18 protein-coding genes are annotated in these 17740 nt (G+C 23.5%); 11 read left to right on the top strand and 7 right to left on the bottom strand.

Going from position 1 to position 17740, the window contains the following annotated elements:
- Positions 1-32: 32 nt before the first annotated feature.
- Genes ACTTBK_RS07550 through ACTTBK_RS07540 form a run of 3 tightly spaced genes read left to right on the top strand, consistent with a single transcriptional unit; the run spans position 33 to position 2793 of the window.
- Positions 33-869 (top strand): N-acetylneuraminate synthase family protein, encoded by an 837-nt coding sequence (locus ACTTBK_RS07550; protein ID WP_440619455.1) that lies wholly within the window; start codon positions 33-35, stop codon positions 867-869.
- Entirely contained in the window at positions 845-2101 is a 1257-nt protein-coding gene (locus ACTTBK_RS07545; RefSeq protein WP_440619454.1) for a glycosyltransferase family A protein, read from the top strand. Before ACTTBK_RS07550 ends, ACTTBK_RS07545 begins: the two co-directional genes overlap by 25 nt.
- The gene (locus tag ACTTBK_RS07540; protein WP_440619453.1) at positions 2101-2793 is read left to right on the top strand and encodes an acylneuraminate cytidylyltransferase family protein; all 693 of its coding nucleotides are present in this window, start codon (positions 2101-2103) and stop codon (positions 2791-2793) included. The genes ACTTBK_RS07545 and ACTTBK_RS07540 overlap by 1 nt, the downstream gene beginning before the upstream one ends.
- 8 nt (positions 2794-2801) lie before the next feature.
- Here the strand turns inward: ACTTBK_RS07540 and ACTTBK_RS07535 are convergent, their stop codons facing one another.
- On the bottom strand, positions 2802-3863 hold the full coding sequence (locus tag ACTTBK_RS07535) for a radical SAM/SPASM domain-containing protein (protein ID WP_440619452.1): 1062 nt from the start codon (positions 3861-3863) through the stop codon (positions 2802-2804).
- 106 nt (positions 3864-3969) lie between these two features.
- On the opposite strand from ACTTBK_RS07535, the gene ACTTBK_RS07530 reads away from it, so the two are divergent.
- Positions 3970-4788, top strand: a complete 819-nt coding sequence (locus ACTTBK_RS07530) for a TIGR01459 family HAD-type hydrolase (RefSeq protein ID WP_440619450.1) — start codon at positions 3970-3972, stop codon at positions 4786-4788.
- Here ACTTBK_RS07530 and ACTTBK_RS07525 read toward each other — a convergent pair.
- Genes ACTTBK_RS07525 through ACTTBK_RS07505 form a run of 5 tightly spaced genes read right to left on the bottom strand, consistent with a single transcriptional unit; the run spans position 4768 to position 9877 of the window.
- A complete protein-coding gene (locus ACTTBK_RS07525; RefSeq protein WP_440619449.1) occupies positions 4768-6297 on the bottom strand; it encodes a phosphotransferase in 1530 nt (509 codons plus the stop codon). The genes ACTTBK_RS07530 and ACTTBK_RS07525 overlap by 21 nt on opposite strands.
- Positions 6278-6895 carry a hypothetical protein gene (locus ACTTBK_RS07520; RefSeq protein WP_440619447.1) on the bottom strand — a complete coding sequence of 206 codons (618 nt, stop codon included), beginning with the start codon at positions 6893-6895 and terminating at the stop codon, positions 6278-6280. Before ACTTBK_RS07520 ends, ACTTBK_RS07525 begins: the two co-directional genes overlap by 20 nt.
- Positions 6896-8095 carry a glycosyltransferase family 4 protein gene (locus ACTTBK_RS07515; RefSeq protein ID WP_440619445.1) on the bottom strand — a complete coding sequence of 400 codons (1200 nt, stop codon included), beginning with the start codon at positions 8093-8095 and terminating at the stop codon, positions 6896-6898.
- Between the two features lie 23 nt (positions 8096-8118).
- Positions 8119-8658: an SIS domain-containing protein gene (locus tag ACTTBK_RS07510; protein ID WP_440619444.1), complete on the bottom strand. Its 540-nt coding sequence runs from the start codon at positions 8656-8658 to the stop codon at positions 8119-8121.
- 49 nt (positions 8659-8707) lie between these two features.
- Positions 8708-9877: a hypothetical protein gene (locus ACTTBK_RS07505; protein ID WP_440619442.1), complete on the bottom strand. Its 1170-nt coding sequence runs from the start codon at positions 9875-9877 to the stop codon at positions 8708-8710.
- 27 nt (positions 9878-9904) lie between these two features.
- Here ACTTBK_RS07505 and ACTTBK_RS07500 point away from each other — a divergent pair, with 27 nt between their 5' ends.
- Positions 9905-10687, top strand: a complete 783-nt coding sequence (locus ACTTBK_RS07500; RefSeq protein ID WP_440619441.1) for a hypothetical protein — start codon at positions 9905-9907, stop codon at positions 10685-10687.
- A 1-nt stretch (position 10688) separates the two neighbouring features.
- Here the strand turns inward: ACTTBK_RS07500 and ACTTBK_RS07495 are convergent, their stop codons facing one another.
- On the bottom strand, positions 10689-11831 hold the full coding sequence (locus ACTTBK_RS07495) for a class I SAM-dependent methyltransferase (RefSeq protein WP_440619439.1): 1143 nt from the start codon (positions 11829-11831) through the stop codon (positions 10689-10691).
- Between the two features lie 38 nt (positions 11832-11869).
- Between ACTTBK_RS07495 and ACTTBK_RS07490 the strand changes: the two genes are divergently transcribed.
- From ACTTBK_RS07490 to ACTTBK_RS07465, 6 genes are read left to right on the top strand one after another with little or no spacing between them, the layout of a single operon-like run.
- Positions 11870-12793 (top strand): SDR family oxidoreductase, encoded by a 924-nt coding sequence (locus ACTTBK_RS07490; protein ID WP_440619437.1) that lies wholly within the window; start codon positions 11870-11872, stop codon positions 12791-12793.
- Positions 12766-13575 carry a thiamine pyrophosphate-dependent enzyme gene (locus tag ACTTBK_RS07485; protein WP_440619435.1) on the top strand — a complete coding sequence of 270 codons (810 nt, stop codon included), beginning with the start codon at positions 12766-12768 and terminating at the stop codon, positions 13573-13575. Before ACTTBK_RS07490 ends, ACTTBK_RS07485 begins: the two co-directional genes overlap by 28 nt.
- On the top strand, positions 13572-14495 hold the full coding sequence (locus ACTTBK_RS07480) for a transketolase family protein (RefSeq protein ID WP_440619434.1): 924 nt from the start codon (positions 13572-13574) through the stop codon (positions 14493-14495). Before ACTTBK_RS07485 ends, ACTTBK_RS07480 begins: the two co-directional genes overlap by 4 nt.
- Positions 14485-15375, top strand: a complete 891-nt coding sequence (locus ACTTBK_RS07475; protein ID WP_440619433.1) for an SDR family oxidoreductase — start codon at positions 14485-14487, stop codon at positions 15373-15375. The genes ACTTBK_RS07480 and ACTTBK_RS07475 overlap by 11 nt, the downstream gene beginning before the upstream one ends.
- Positions 15376-16266 (top strand): methyltransferase domain-containing protein, encoded by an 891-nt coding sequence (locus ACTTBK_RS07470; protein ID WP_440619431.1) that lies wholly within the window; start codon positions 15376-15378, stop codon positions 16264-16266. It begins immediately after the preceding gene.
- Positions 16266-17735, top strand: coding sequence for an adenylyltransferase/cytidyltransferase family protein (locus tag ACTTBK_RS07465; RefSeq protein WP_440619429.1), 1470 nt, complete (start codon positions 16266-16268; stop codon positions 17733-17735). The genes ACTTBK_RS07470 and ACTTBK_RS07465 overlap by 1 nt, the downstream gene beginning before the upstream one ends.
- Positions 17736-17740: the final 5 nt, after the last annotated feature.

The following is a 17740-nucleotide window of genomic DNA, read 5'->3' as shown; positions in this document are numbered from 1 at the left end:
AATTAACTTAGAAATATAAAAATATTTATCTGATGAGATTTAAATTATCAAACTTAAAAACCTATATTGTAGCTGAAATAGGATGGAACTTTCTTGGTGACTTAAAATTAGCAAAAAAAATGATTAATATAGCAAAAAAAAATGGTGCTGATGCTGTAAAGTTACAAATTTGGGATCCAAAATATTTAAAAGAAGGATCTTGGGATCACGATGGAAGAAGAGAAATATATAATAAAGCAAAATTAAACATGAAAAAATACAATATTTTAAAAAATTATTGTAAAAAAATTAAAATCTTATGCTTTGCCTCAGTATTTAATCTTAAAAGTTGTAAAGATTTAAAAAATAATAAAGACAAGGTTATTAAAATTCCATCTCACGAAGCGTATAATAAAGAGCTAATCGAATATGCACTAAAAAATTTTAATACAGTAATATTGTCTGCTGGAGCAATAACACAAAAAGAGTTAAAGTTTTTAGAAAAATTTAAAAATTCAAATAAATTAATAATTTTACATTGTGTGAGCTCATACCCTCTTAAAAGTGAAAACGTGAATTTTCAAAAATTTTTTCATTTAAAAAATATTTTTAAAAAAGTTGGGTATTCAGGTCATTTAGAAGGTTTGGATGATGCTTATCTAGCTATATCTTCAGGTGCTGTAATGCTTGAAAAACATTTTTCTATTGATAATAACTTGCCAGGTAGGGACAATAAATTTGCAATTCTTCCAGAGGAATTATCTATTATAGTTAAATATAGAGATAAAGTTGCACAAATGAATAAAAAAAAAGGTTTAGGTTTGCAAAAATGTGAACAAGACATTTATAAAAATTATCGAGGTAGATGGTCAAAAAATCTAGAAAATTAAAAGTTTCAATTGTTATAAGAAATAAAAATGAAGCAAAATGGCTTAAAATTGTATTAAAAAAAATTTCAATTCAAACTTTTAAAGATTTTGAAATAATTTTCATTGATAATGATAGTGATGATAATTCAATAGATATCGCAAAAAAATTTAAAATTAAAAAAATTTTTAAACAAAAAAAATATATACCCGGAAGATTTTTAAATTTTGGTGTCTCAAAGTCTTACTCTGAATATATCATATTTCTTTCTGTTCACTGTATACCTTTGAATAAAAACTGGTTAAAAAATTTTATTAATTTCATGGATAATAATAAAAATATTGTAGCCGCATATGGAAAACAAATTCCTTTACCTGGAACAAATTCAAAAAACTCTCTTGATATGAATTTATTGTTCAGAGATAAACCAGTTTATCATTATAAGGATCCTTATATTAGTAATGCAAATTCAATTTATAGGACAAATAATTTAAAAAAAAATAAATTCAATGAGAGTGTAGGAAATATAGAGGATCGACTATGGGCTATGAAGGCATGTAAAAGAAATGAAGTAATAGCATATACAGGATCCTCTGAGGTTTATCATCTACATGGAGTCCATCAACACGAAAATGAGTCGGAAAGATCGAGAAGTACAATGAAACTTCTAAGAAATAACTATAATTGGACCTCTTGTGATTTTATTAGAAAAAATTACTTTAACTATTCAATCGTTTTAAATTGTAGAGGTGACTTAACTCCAATTAATAAAATAAAAAAACTTTTAAAAATTTTAAATTTAAAAAGAAATAAATATGTAAATTTTAGGAAAATATTCATCTTATCAAAAAAAAAAATAATTTTAAATAATTCAAAAAAATTAAATAAAATTCAACCCAGTAAAAATTTAGAAAAAGACCTTAAAAATATATATTACAGTTTCTATAAAGAGTGGATAGATACAGATTTTGTATTATATCTAAATTCAAAAGGAACTTGGTCAAGCAATACAATAAATAAACTGCTAAGTCACAACAGTAATTTTTCAAATAACTCAACATGTTATGCTAAAAAGTTTGTTGGAAATTTTATTGTAAATTTTCCTGAAGGTGGTCAAATTGAAAGTCTTAAACTTGAGGAAAGAGAGAAAAAACCATATTTGACTATTTTAAATTGGGCTAATGGTTCAGTTTTTGAAAATGATTATTTAAGAAAAGGTATAACTTTTGATAAAAATACCAAACTTTTGTTTTAATGAAAAAATATCCATGTTTTATACTTGCTAGAAAAAATTCTAAAGGACTAAAAAATAAAAATATAGTCAAGTTACTTAAAAAACCACTAATCTATTATACGGTAAAATTTGCAAAGTCTTCTAAATTGGTTTCAAAAGTGATTGTATCTACTGATGATAATAGAATATCTAATATAGCTAAAAAACTTGGCTGCTATGTTATATACCCAAGACCAAAAAAATTATCTAATGATAGCGCTAAATCAGAAGATGCCCTTATTCATGCGATAAATAATTATGAAGCTAATTTTGATAAGATAAGCGCATTTTCATATTTACAAATTACAGAACCACTCAGACCTAAAAATATTTTAGATAAATGTATTAAAGTTTTTAATAAAAAAAAATGCGATAGTGTTTTTGCCGCTTTCAAAACACACAAAAATTATTGGATAAAAGATAAAAAAAATTATTTTAGAATTTCTCCGAAAAAGCAATCTTTTTTGCCTAGACAAATTAAATCCCCAGTACTTAGGGAAGATACAGGAGTAGCCCTAATCACAAAAAAAGAAAACTTATATAAATATAAAAGTAGATTAGGAAGAAAAATTGAAATTATTGAATACGACTCTTTTCATGGACTTGTAGATATTCATACTTCAAAAGATTTAAAATTAGCAAAAATTCTTTTAAAAAATAAAATTATAAATTAATATAAATATTAAGTTTTTTCGCCAGGTTTTATAACACCTCTAATGTGGTCACATCCGTTGCAAGCATCAATTTTATATGCTTGTTTTTTTTCATGTAGAGATCTTGACTCTTTTAGTACCTTTCCATCCCAAATAGATTTAAGGTCATTTTTTCCAGTTAGTTTACCTAATGTAAGTCTTTTCCCTGCATCTCGACAACAAGCCGTAACTTCACCAGTCGCATTTATTGTCATTCTTTGCCATAAAGCAGGACAAGCGTAAGATTTGTTTTCTTTTTTTGTTTTTACATATCGATCTACCTTGTCTAACCCATCTTGGTTCCTATAATCAGTATAAGAAATTTCATCAGCATACTTGCCCCAAAAGCTACTAAAATTTTTTACTTCATGATCATTTTCCTTCATCCTAACCATGCTTATTCTTATTACTGGTAATTTAGATTTTAGTTTCTCTCTAGTTTCATAAAATAATTTAACATTATTTACAGTTTCTTCAAAAGTTGCTCCGATACGTATTTTTTCATAAATTTCCTTTGAAATACTATCCATTGAAAAAATTATTCTTGTTAAGCCAGACTCAACTAGCCCTTCTGCCATTTTGTGATCCATTTTTGTGCCATTGGTATGCATCATAATATCTAACACACCTTTTTTACTCGCATAATTAATCATTTCGACAATATTTTTATTGTACAAAGATTCACCAAAGTTATTTAAGTTGATAGCTTTTAGGCCTTTTTCAGCTCCTTCATCTATAATTTTTTTAAACTTATCCAGTTTCATCATTCTATTTTCCCAATTGCCCATTTCAACACGGTGTGTTCTAGGACACATGGGACAAGCTAAATTACAATATGAAGTAACTTCTATATCTAAATGTAAAGGAAAATTTGTTATTTTGTGTTTTAAAGCTGTATCACGCCAATTTTTTCTGTAATTTTGATATTCTATAGTTTTTTTAAAATCTATATCGTTCTTTTCTTTTATAACTTTAAAATGACTATAAAGTTGATTTAGCTCGTCATCAACATAGTTGGTATTTTTTTCATTTATATTTTTTTTAATTTCCACAATGTCTTATTTATGTGTAAATTGAGATTAATCAAGAAATTAATTATTGTGAATTCACAAATCAATTTAGCGTTAATATTAAAATTCAAATTTATGTATAGTTTAAATGTCAAATTTAAAAATATTTAAAAAAAAAATTTATTTGTTTGACTTATGGGGAGTAATTCATGATGGCAGAAAGCCTTATGATAGAATAATCAGGTTAATTAAACATTTAAAAAAATTAAAAAAAAGAATTTATATTGTATCTAATTCTTCATCTTCGAGTTCGGAAGTAAAAAAAGATTTAAAAAAAATGTTCATTAATATTAATTATTTTGATAAAATTTTTACTAGTGGAGATTTCGCATCAAATTATTTAAAAAGATATAAAAAAAAAAAATTTTATTCTCTTTCAGGTTTAGGACCTAAGAATTTAAAATTTTGTAAAGAAAATAAAATTATACTCACATCCGATCCAAAAAAATCAGATATTGGGATACTAATATCAAATGAAATTAATATTAGAGAAAGAGAGCTTATAGGTAATATTAACAACTTCTTTTTATTAAAGAAAAAAATTATTTGTATAAACCCTGATTATTTGAACATATATAAAAAAAAATGTATGGGCTTTTATGCAAATAAATTTTTTTTAAAAGGAGGAAATGTAACGTGTCTTGGAAAACCTGAAAAATTATATTTTAATTTTATTTCAAAAAAAATTAAAAATTTTAAGAAGAGAGACGCTATTCTTATAGGTGATACTTACTTAAACGACATCTGTGGTGCAAATAAATTTGGGATAGACTCAGTTTTATTTAAAAGTAGTAAAATAAATCAATATATTAAATTAAATAACGTAAAACTATTTGGAAAAATTAAAAAAAATTTAGAACCCTCAGCTAAAATTGATCCAAAGGAATTAGAAAAAATTTTTTTCTAATTCATTAATGATAAACAAGCCCTTATAGAAGGATGTTAAAATAGAGTCATAATCCTCTTTAACGTAACCAGTTAAAGACAACCAAATGAGTCCATGAATTAAATTAATTTTGTTAATTTCTCTACCAAATTTTTCTTTAAAAAAATATTGATATTTTGCCCATCCATTTTCTAAAATATAATATTCTATATTCTTATTTATAATTCTTAGTGCAAACTTTTTATTATTGAAATTGTCATATGACCCGTAAACAGAGTAATATAATTTTGCCCAATCATACAATGGATCCCCGAATAATTTTGAATTTCCAAAATTCATTCTCGGATCAATCAATTTAACATTATTTTTTTTACCAATAAGAATATTAGAAAAAGTTGTATCACCATGAATTATTGTGAATTTGTTTGGATTAATTATTTTCAATAATTTTTTTAAATCCCCAATATATTTTTTTGAAAAATAATTTTTACAATTTTGACCATTTATTCTAAATTCTTCATCTTTAAAATTAGGTATCATATTTTTTATACTTAAGACCCTATCAATCGTTTTTTTGTAATAAACTTTATTTAAATCTTGTCTAGTAGCTTCTTTCTCAGAAATAGAATGTAAATCATCAATCGTTTGGAAAATTTTTTTTAAAATTTTTTCTCTGTTAGAAAAAATTTGATAAGGATGTTTACCGTGTATTCTTTCCAGTTTAATTGAATTTTTAGATTTATATATTTTTGGAATTTTATTGAAATTGTATTTATTTAAATTTTTATACCATGCTTTTTCGCCTTTTAGAAGTTCATCAAAATTTTTAATCTTACTTTTCTTTATTACATATTTTTTAAATGTTGAAATTTCGTTAAAATATCTTGAGTTGCTAAATTTACTCCTAAAAATTTCAAGATTTCCATCTTCACCGATTTCAGAAACATTATCAAACTTTTGAGTATTAAATTTAATTTTTTTATTTATTAAATATTCTACAAATTCTCCATCACTAGAAATATTTTTTAATAACACTTTATTAGGAAAATAAAAAAAACCAATAACTCCATTCTTATTTTGAAGGCTAATATTTTTTTTAATTTTTTTATTTTGTATTAAATATCTACAAGGAAAATTATCAGAAATACCAATTAAAGGTTTATTTGATTTTTGTAATTTTAATTTTGATGTAAAAAATAGATCACTCCATATAATTAATATTGGCCCATCATTTTTTATCAAATGTAAAGCTTGATTTATTCCAGATAAGGAGCCCGATCCTTTTGCTTTAATTAAACGTAAATTATTTTTTGGTTTAATCGTTTCTGTATATAATTTCAATGCATCGAATTTATAATCACCAATCAAATAAAAGGAATTTGCGTCTACGGCATCTAAAGTATGATATAATAATGTTTTGCCCAACACTGGTACCAAACATTTGGGTCTATTCCACGTGTTATGCTTTAGTCTAGTGCCTTTTCCACCTGCTTGAATAATTACATTTAGTTTAATATTTTTTTTTTTCATTTTGCCAATAAAAATTTTCAACTTTTGTTATTAAGAAGTTTCTAAGTGTGTTATACTTTGAAAATAGTTTTAAATAATCTCTTATTTCATTTAAAGAACAATTGTTTATATTTCTATTATACAAAATCTCTTGAGACTCCCATAGTATAAAATTAGAAATCAATAATTCAAAATAAGCTTCCTCGAAATTTGATGCATTTGAAATAATTTTATGCCTTGTTATTTTATTAAAATCAATTTTGTCTATACTTTGTGCATTTTTTAACGCTTTAATAATGCTATTAACTTCAAATAAAGTGATATCTGCTTTTTTTCTATCTTTTAATTTTTTTTTTAAATGATTTAATTTTAAACATAATACTGTCAATCTATCTAATAACAAACCTACTGTATTCATTCCAACAATTATATTTTTATTTTTTCTTATTATCTTTTTTTTTGGAAATTTTTTTGTAAATTTTATTTTTTGATTGAACAGTTTAGTTGAAAATTTATTTTTAATAAAATTAAGATGCATAATTTTATCTGCAGAATTAGAATTAATAAATTTCAGTGTAAGATTAAAAATCTTGTCAAAATATAGTGAATTTCTGGTCATTTAAATATCTAACATATTGATAAGTTTTTGAATATTTTTCATAGGATTATGGTTTTGTTCCCAATAATTTCTCGCATTAATACTTACTTTTTTCAATAGATCTTTTTCATTAATAATTTTATGAAATATTTCATCCAATTTTTTTTTTTTATCTAATAAAAAACAATTTTTATTGTTCTCCAAAAGCGGAATACCCTTTTTTGCATTTAAATCTGTTATGCAAGGCAATCCAAACGATTGACTTGTAATCACCCTAGTTCTTGTTCCAACTGGATAATTAGATATAACAAAATAAAGATCATTTTGTTTATAATATTTTTCAATATTGTTTTGAAATCCATGAAAATTTAATTTTATATTTTTATAATTACTAAATATTTTTTTTTCATGCTTTCCAACAAAATTAAATTCAAATTCAAATTTTAATCTTGATAAGATTAATTCAATTTCATCTTTAAAAAATTTTATAAATGATCTGCCAACACTTGTCCTTAAATCTCCTACATGCAAAATTTTTATTTTGTTTTCTATATCAAAACTTTGTTTTATCTTGTCTTTTGAAATATATTCACTAGAGTATGGAAAAACATTACATTTTAGTCCTTTTAAAGTGTATTCTTCTGCGTGATGTTTTGAAAAAGAAAAAATTTTGAAATCTTTTTTTATTTCACGATTAATTTTTTTTATAATATTCTTATTACCTAAAAAAACACCTCTAAAATAATTAAAATTATCCTTTAAATTGAATGTTAAATTTGAGCCAAATTTTATTCTTTGATGTATAGGATCATTTAAAATACCAATACAATTTTTTATATTAGTGCTTGATAATGCTAAAATCCACCCCAGATCGTAGCAAATATAGCCATCAAAATTTAAATCAATTTTTTTTAAATATCCCTTCAAAAAATTTACATGGTATATTTTTTTTAAATACTCATATCCAAACTTAAATTTTGATAAAAAACTCTCCTCATAATAGTCTCCATCATCAATTATATTGATTTTAACTCCTAGAGTTTTTAATTTATCTAAACTTATTTGATTACTTTCTGATAAGAATTTTTTATTAGTCCTAAAAAAACCTTCAATATAAAAATTATTTTTAATTAAATATTCGCAGATTAAATAATTGGTTATACCAGTGCCTCCTTGGGTTAAATCAGGTAAGCTAGTTGAAAAAAAAGCAATTTTTTTCATTTTGCAAAAATTTAATTAAAAAATTAAATATGATCAATTATAGTTAAAATTAAGAACAAATGAGCAGTTTCTACATGATTGTACGTTTTGGAATCTACCCAGAATCCTATACCTTTTTTATTAATTAAGTTTAGTTTATTATTTTTTTTAAAACCTGAAAATGAAATTAATTCTACTTTATTATTTTTACACCAATTTGCTGCATTGATTATGTTTTTTGACTCTCCAGATGAAGAAATTATTACAACACAGTCTCCTTTTACATAATATTTTTTTAATGCTTCTCTCATCCAAAACTGGTGGCTAAAATCGTTTGAAAAACAGGTAATTAAATCTGCATCGTTAAAATTAATTGCTTTAATTTTAGTATTTTTTAGTAAGTCTACTGTTACATGACTACAGATAGCAGCACTACCTCCATTGCCAATAAATATTAATTTATTTGTTTTTTTTATTTTTTTAATTTTATTAATAGACTTGTTAATTAATTTATAATTAAAATCATTTAATTTAATTAGATTTAAAAACCTATAGTTATAGTTAAATACTTTTTTTTTAATCATATTTTATTTTGAAAGTTAATTAACCAAGCTTACAAAATTATCTCCTAAATTAAATAATTTTATTTAATTTAAGCCATTTTGGGGATATTTTGCAACCAGTTTCAACAAATACTCCATGATTTATTCCAAATTTTTGAACTCCTACGCCATAATTTGGATTATCTAAGTTTTCAATAAACTCTTCAATAATTTGCTTGCATTGTATTTTATCTAAATCTTTAAAATTTTTAAGAAAAAAATCTTTACTATAATTTTTTTTTATTCTAACTAAACTTTGTTTCAAAATATCCAACCTGTTATTGGTAATCATTGGATAAGAAAAAATTGAATTTCTAAAACAAAATCCAATTGGGTAACAATTCAAAACAAGATTTCTTTTTTTTGGCTTTAATAATTCCCACATAATTGGGCCAGTCATATTACCAATGTAAACATCACTGGAAATTCCAGTATAAAGATTAAAGTAGTCTTTTGATAAATTTGTAAATGCGTTTAAAAAAATATAGTTTCTATAATTCTTTATCCACTCAGGTATTTCAAAGTCTTCTCCGGTAATGATTATTTTCCATTTTTTATTTACTAGATATTCAAAAATATTTTTATAAAAATTAATTTGGTTGGAGTCTCTTAAATAATTTAAATGATCAATTTGGTTTTTTTTATACCTTAAATGAAAGTTAATTATTCCCTTACAAGAGTCTGCCTCATTATTCAAAAATCTATTAAAATCCTCACATCTAATTTTTATATTTTTAATATTATAATTTATTTTTTTTTTGTTAAATAAAACAAATGTTTCTTCTTCTTCATTAATTTTTTTTGAATAGTTTAGTTTTTTTAAAATAATATCATCATATAAAATTACTTTTTGTTTATTACAAAAATTAAATAGATTGATAATAAATTTTTCTATCTTTTTTTCAAAATATGAACTATGAATTCCTTTTCTAATAAAAAAGAGATTATCTTTAAAAAAAATTTTTATTAATTTATTATGTACTGCTTCTATACCAAAAATTAATACCCAATCTTTGTCATTAGTTAGTTTTAAATAATGAGGGGTTGTTATCAAATGACCGAATCCACCGTTTAATTTAAGTATTATTTTTAATTTTTTTTTTCTAAATTTATAAATTAAAAAAATTATATCATAAAAAAAAATTATGAAATCAATTGTAAATTTAATTAAAAGTAATATTTTTTTAAATAAATTTTTCATAAAATTTTTTTTTAAATATATGTAATTATGATTATATGTCATTCAAAAAAATTTATATTTCTTCGTCCACGTAAATGTGCATCTAGTACAATTGAATTATACTTATCATCTTGGTGTGATGCGACGGACATAATAACTTACGATCATCAAGTTGAAGAGATAAAGAAAATATATTCACCTAAATTCACAAAATACAATTTAGGTAAAAAAGTTTTAAATCTTGATAATATTATTTTTAATTTCAAAAATATCATTAAAAAATATTCTTTTTTTAAATTTAAAAATCCAGTAGAGAAATTAAGAAATTTTTCAATATATAAGTATCAATTTGACCTACCTCCCCACATTAATGCTAAAGAATTAAAAAAAAATTTATATTTTAAAAATCAAACAAATAATTGGAAAAACTATAAAAAAATTTCAATATTAAGGGATCCTGTCACTCAATTTTTAAGCGCCTGCAATCAAAAATATATAGATAATAGCATGTCATTAAAACAAAAAGTAAATAAATATGCAAAATTATTTTTTTCAATAAATAATGTTTATAGTATTAATGAAATTCCTATATGCGATTTTTTTATAAGATACGAGCACCTCGATGAAGATATTAATAAGTTATATAAATTATTAAATTTAAAAAATGAAATGTCATTTTATGATTTTCAAAATTACAATATTCGAATTAATGATCCTAAAATTAAAAAATTTTTAAATAAAATTCATTCTATTGATGAATTTGATGATGATGATATCAAAAAAATTAAACACGAAGCAAGCTATATTTATAATATTTATAATAATATTTAATTTATTTAAAACTTTCTAATACAATTCGTCTTTTTGTATTAATTTTAGAGATTCTTTTTTTAATACTATTAGATACTTTACTGTTGTTAATGTATATAAATAATTTTGTTTCTTCTGGAAAATTCTTTGTTGAATAAATTTTTTTGTCATCAAAAAATTTATTAATTTTAGAGGTATCCTCATCAACAAAAAATTTAACTCTATTTTTAAATAAAGCATTTAAGTAAAATGATGATGTTCCAACTCCAAAAATACCAAATTGTTTTCGCTTTTCTTGAATAATTTTTTTTTCAAATTTCAAATTTTTTTTTATTAAATGATTTACTAGATATAAAGTTTTTTTATAATTTTTTACTATTTTTTTTCCAGAATAAATAAATGATTTATTTTTAACTTTTTTCAAAATGATGAATAGTTCTGCATCATTTGCACTTTTTTCAAACTTAAAATAACTAAATTTAGATAAATAAATCAAATTTTTAATTGATTGTTTAGAAAAATGCGAACAATGGTCTAAAATTGAAAAATCAGAATTAACGAATTGATAGTTAGGAACTCTAATAATTGCGCATCCGTCTTCATTCAAGATTTTATGAATATTATTTAAAAAATTTATTGGGCTTATAACATGTTCTAAAACATGATTAGCACTTATTAAGTCAAATTTCTCCTTTATTTTAGTGATATCACATTGATAAAATCTTTTAATCAACTTTTTTTTTAAAATTAATTTTTTATTTATAGAGCTGATATCTTGTGCATTTACAAGCCAACCTTTATTGTATTTTGCGAATGACTGTAAAAAATTTCCAGCTCCACATCCTATATCTAAAAAATTTCCACTTTTTTTTAATTGTAATTTTTTTTTAATTTTTTTAACTATAAAATCATCACGACTTATAACTTTATTATTTTTAAAATTAATGTGTTTACCTAAGAAAAAATATTTTTTTTCATATAAATTCTGAATTCCTTTCTTCCAAGATGAGTCAATTATTTTTTGCACATGACCACATTTTTTACAAATACCTAAAGAAACAAAAAAAACTTTTGTTCCCATCGGGACAGCGCATTTTAAACTTTTGTTTTGTAATATTTTTAAATTGCCTTTACAAATTATACATTTTGACATAACTACTTTCATTTTAAGATTATTTATCAATTTTTACAAAGCAATTTATAATGAAAAAAATTTTAGTATTAGGTGGCGCAGGGTATGTTGGAACTGAACTTTGTAATTATTTAAGCAGCAAATATAAAGTTATATGTTTTGATACTTTTTGGTTTGGTGATTATTTAGATAAAAATGTTTTAAAAATAAAAGGTGATATTAGAAATATAAATGAAAAAATTTTCAAAAACATTGATGTAGTAATTTGTCTTGCTTACCTATCAAATGATCCAACATGTGAATTAGATGCTAGACAAACTTGGGAGATTGGCCCCTTGGCTTTAAATTCAATTTTAACAAAATCAATTCAAAATAAAGTAAAAAAAATAATTTTTGCTTCATCAGGAAGTATTTATGGAATCAAAAAAGAAAAAAAAGTGACCGAAAAACTAGATCTTTTTCCACTTACTGATTACAATAAATCCAAGATGATTTGTGAAAGAGTTTTGGAATCATATAAAAAACAAATAAAAATTATATCAGTTAGACCAGCTACTGTATGTGGGTTTTCAAAAAGATTAAGGTTAGATGTTGTTTTAAATTTATTCTGTTATCAAGCATATTTTAAAAAGAAAATAATTGTGACTGGAGGAAAGCAAATTAGACCATTAATTCACATTAAAGATATGATTAGATGTTATGATTTTTTCATTAAAAAAAATATTTCTGGAATATTCAATTTAGGTATTGAAAATAAAAGTATTTTATCTTTAGCTAAAAAAATTCAAAATAAAATACCATGTAAATTAAAAGTTATCAAATCTAATGATCCAAGATCTTATAGATTAGATTCCTCAAAACTAATTAAATCAGGTTTCAAAACTCTATATAATTCTGATGATGCCATTAATGATTTAATTTATAACTTTAAAAATTTTAAACCTTCAAAAAAAAATTGGAATCTTAAGTGGCTGGCAGAAAAAAAAATTATCTAAGTAAAAGTACATTACTTCAATCAAAAAAAAGGTGTTCTGATTATCGAAAGAGATTATTAGATTTATCTTTAAAAGTATCAGCTTTACATATTGGAGGTTCTTTTTCATCCCTTGAAATAATGGATTGTGTAAACAATATTCTTCATAAAAAGAGGCAAGATTTTAAATTTATTTTATCCAAGGGGCATATAGCGGTAATGATGTACATCATATTACAAAGTAAGAAGATTATCTCAAAAAATGAACTTTATAAATATTGTACAAAAAAAGGTAAGCTAGGTGTGCACCCTACAATCTCGACTCCAGGAATAGAAATATCGTCTGGATCTCTTGGTCATGGTTTGGGCATAGCATCTGGTATGGCGTATGCAAATATAAAAAATAAAAAAACTTTTTATGTTTTAATTAGTGATGGTGAATTACAAGAAGGCTCTACTTGGGAAAGTGCAATAACTATTGGTGCTTTAAATTTAAAAAATGTAATTTTAATTGTTGATAATAATAATCTTCAAAGTCTCGAAAATATGAGCAAATCTCATCCAAATCTTTACCCAATTGAAAATAAATTCAGAGAATTTGGATGGGATGCAAAAACATGTAATGGACATGATACACAAGAAATTTATCAAAAAATTATTGAAAGAAAAAAAAATAAACCATTTGCATTAATTGCAAAAACTATAAAAGGATATCCAATTAGTTTTATGAGAAATGTTCCAATATGGCATTACAGATCTCCAACAATAGAAGAATACAGTAAGGCTATAAAAGAATTGATATGAGAAATACTTTTTCAGACGAAATATTAAAAAACTCAAAAAAAAATAATAAAATTTTTGTTGTTGCAGCAGATATATCTCCGGCTGGTAGCATGGAAAAGTTTAGAAAAAAATATCCAGACAGATTTATCAATGTTGGTGTAGCAGAACAATCAATGATAGGACTTTGTGCTGGTTTAGCAATAGAGGGGAAAAAGCCATTTGCATATACTATTGCTGCATTTTCAGTATATCGACCATTTGAAATGATTAGAAATGATATTTGTCTGCAAAATTTGCCAGTAACAGTTGTTGGAATGGGATCAGGAACAATTTACTCTACTCTTGGAAGCACGCATTTAACACAGGAAGATATCGGAATTCTAAGATCAGTGCCTAATTTAAAAATACTTTCCCCAGCAGATCCGTTCGAATTGAAACATTGTATTGATTACTGTTGTAATTATTCAAAATCTCCTACTTATCTTAGAATTGGAAAAACTGGAGAAAAAAATTTTAGCGATAAAAATAGCGATAAATTTAAAATTGGAAAATTAAGGCAGATTTTTAAAGGTAATAAAATTTGTTTAATGACACATGGTATAATGATTGAAAAAGCAAACATAGTACGAAATGGATTAATAAAAAAAAAAATGAAAGCCAGTATTTATAGTTGTCATACACTCAAACCATTTGACATAAAATCCCTAAAAAAAATTTTTAGAAAATATAAATTAATTATTTCTATAGAGGATCATTCAATAATTGGGGGATTATCAGAAATAATTATTAATAACGCCTTTAAAGAAAAGTATAAAGGAAAAATCTTGAATTATTCTCTTAAAGATGAGTTTATTAATTGTTATGGAAGTCACAATGACCTCCTAAGAAAACATGGCATTGATGAAAAAAAAATTATTAAAGATATTTTAAATGAAATATAAAAAAAAAATATTGATTATTGGAAAAAATAGTTTTTTTTATAAAAACTTTAAACCATATCTTAAAAAATATAAATTAGTTGAAATTGGTAGAAAAGATAAAATTGAAAAAGTTAATTTTAAAAATATTGATTTTATAATCAATTGTGCTGCTGATGTTTATAATGAAAAAAATATGTTTGAAAATAATACGCATCTAGTATTTAAAATTTTAAAAAAATATATAAATGAAAAATCAAAGGCAAAAATAATACATTTTGGTACCTCAGGAGAATATGGTAGATTAAACAAACCAGCTATTGAAACCTATGCTCCAAATCCACAAACAATTTACGAAGGAACAAAATCTGCTGCAACAATGCTGGTTCAAAGTTTTACAAGACAATTCAATATACCTTCTATAATAATAAGACCTTATAGTATTTATGGTCCCTACGAAAATTCATCAAGAATAATACCTAATATTTTTAGACATTTTTTACATGGAGATAGTTTAAAAATATATGATGGGTACCATGATTATTATTATATAGATGATTTATCTAGATTAATTATTTCTCTTATTAAAAAATGGAAAATAAAATATTGTGGAGAAATACTTAATGTTGGGAGCGGGAAACAATATAGTAACTTTGAAGTTTTAAAATTTTGTGAAAAGGCTGTTAAGAAAAAAGCATCCCTGCAAAGAATATATAAATTTAACAAAAAATATGATAATAAAATTTGGTATACTAAAATTAAAAAATTAAAAAAATACAAATATCAATCGAAAACATCTTTGGAAAAAGGTATTAAAATATATTGGAATACTGTAATTAAAGACAAAACTTTATATAAACATATTATGAAATACAATAATCAACCACACAAAGAATGGAAATAAATGGGAATCATTAGACAAACAATAAAAGCATTGGTGCACGAAAATAACTATAAAAAAATTTCAGGTGATTTCGTTAGTCTAGGAAAACAATCTGTGAATGTTTCTATTGGAGAATGCGAAAAGCTAACTAATACAAAATTTAGTATAAAACTTGGCGCAGATAAACAAACAAGGCATGCCAAAAAAGACAGTAAATTTAAGAGAATTACTGATCATGAGCTAATTTCTAAAGCATTTAAAGTAAATTATTTCAATTTAGATATAAGCAATTACGAAGGAGCTAAATATATTCATGATATGAATCTAAGAATTCCAAAAAAATTTGAGAACAAATTTGACTTTATTTTTTCAGGTGGATGTTTAGACAATATTCATAACCCAAGTACAGCTCTTCAAAATACCTCAAGAATGCTTAAAAACAATGGAAGAATCATACATTGGGAAGCAGCAAGAGGATTGGTTGGTCATTTTCACTTTTTTTGTCCAGAATGGTTTTATTCATATTACGCGATTAATAATTTTACAGATTGTAAAACTTATCTTTTAACACAAAGAAAATTTGGCAAAGGTAGATTTGACTATGTTACTGATATATTTGAGTGGAAACCAAAGTTTACAAGGAGGAAGAATTTTAATTATTTCAAATCTTCAACTACGTTTAATGGTATACATTATATATTAGTTATTGCTGAGAAAAATAAAAATAGTACATATGATAAAATACCAACTAATTTACAATATCTTGATGATTCAAAATCATATGATTGGAGGAAAATGCAAAAAATATTTGATAAATCAAAAAGAAAACCTATTACTACAAAAATAAAATTTAAAAAAATTGGTTTACCATATGATACAGATCATTTTAAATACTTAGGTTCCAACTTTTAATGGAAATTAAAAAAGAAAGTTTTCTTAAAGAAATTAAAAAAAAATATAAAAAAAAAAAAATTGGCTTGTGTCATGGAGTTTTTGATATTTTGCATAATGGCCATATAGAGCATTTCAAAAAAGCTAAAAAAAATGTTGATATACTTGTTGTAAGTATAACTTCAAAAAAATTTGTAAATAAAGGTCCAAGACAACCTCTCAATGATGATAAAAAAAGACTAAATCTTATTGATAGTATTAAATATATTGACTACGTTTATATAAATAACACAAAAGATGCTGCTAGGGTTTTAAGTAATTTAAAACCAAATTATTATTTTAAAGGTCAAGATTATCTAAAAGCAGATAATCATGGGAATCTAAAAAAAGAACTGAGAATTTTAAAAAAAAATAAAGGAAAAATTTTTTATACAAAAACAAAACTGGAGAGTTCCACAAAATTATTTAACAAGAATTATGGTTGGACCGAAACTCAAATAAAACAATTAAAAAATATCAGCAAAATACCAATGAAAGAGATCAAAAATTATTTTGATAATATTTCTAAAATTACACTAAATCTAATTGGAGAACCTATAATTGATAAATATGAAATTGGTAAAATCATGGGTGTAACTACGAAAGACCCAGCTATATCAATTTTATCACAAAAAATAGATAGTATTGGGGGAGGGGTAATAGCGATTGCAAAAATGGCATCAGAATTTGTTAAAGAAGTAAATTTATTTACATACGGAAATCACGTAGAAATTAAAAAAAAATTTTCTAATTATCCAAATGTTAAAATTTATAACTTTTCAAAAAATAAAGAAATTCAGTGTAAAACACGTTTTATAAATTCAAATAGAGAAGAAAAATTATTGCAAGTAACTAATTTTGATAAAAATCACTTTTCAAAAAATGAAATTAATCAGCTAAAAACTAAAATTAGTAAATTAAAAGAAAAAAATTTAGTGATCTGTGATTTTGGGGTTGGATTATTTGAAAATGAATTTTTAGAATTTTTAAATAAAAAGAATATTAAAAAATATTTAAACGTACAGTCTAATTCAATTAATTTAGGGTTTAATTTATTTACTAAGTATGACTCTGCACATTATGTGAGTCTTGACAGTAGGGAGTGGTCTTTGGGCCTAGGTAGCAAAAATCTTGATTATAAATTTCTAATAAAAAGGACAAAAAATTTTAATTCTATATCAATAACTCTTGGTAAAGAAGGTGCGAAGTTCTTAATAGGAAAAGAAAATAATTTTTCGCCATCGTTTGTGAAAACAATAAAGGATACTACTGGTTGTGGTGATGCATATTTCATAATGTCTTCTTTATTGATTATGGTAAAAGCAAAACATGAAATAGTCCCATTTTTAGGAAATTTATATGCGGGTATGCACGGACAAAATTTAGGAAACAAAAATATTGTTACAAAGAATGAGTTGCTAAAAAATATTATTAGTATTATTAATATATGAAAATG

The sequence above is a fragment of the Candidatus Pelagibacter sp. HIMB1493 genome (genome assembly GCF_052047995.1).
In the GTDB taxonomy this organism is placed as follows: domain Bacteria; phylum Pseudomonadota; class Alphaproteobacteria; order Pelagibacterales; family Pelagibacteraceae; genus Pelagibacter.
The sequence above is the reverse complement of the archived record's forward strand: the minus strand, read 5'-3'. Positions and strand labels throughout refer to the sequence as shown.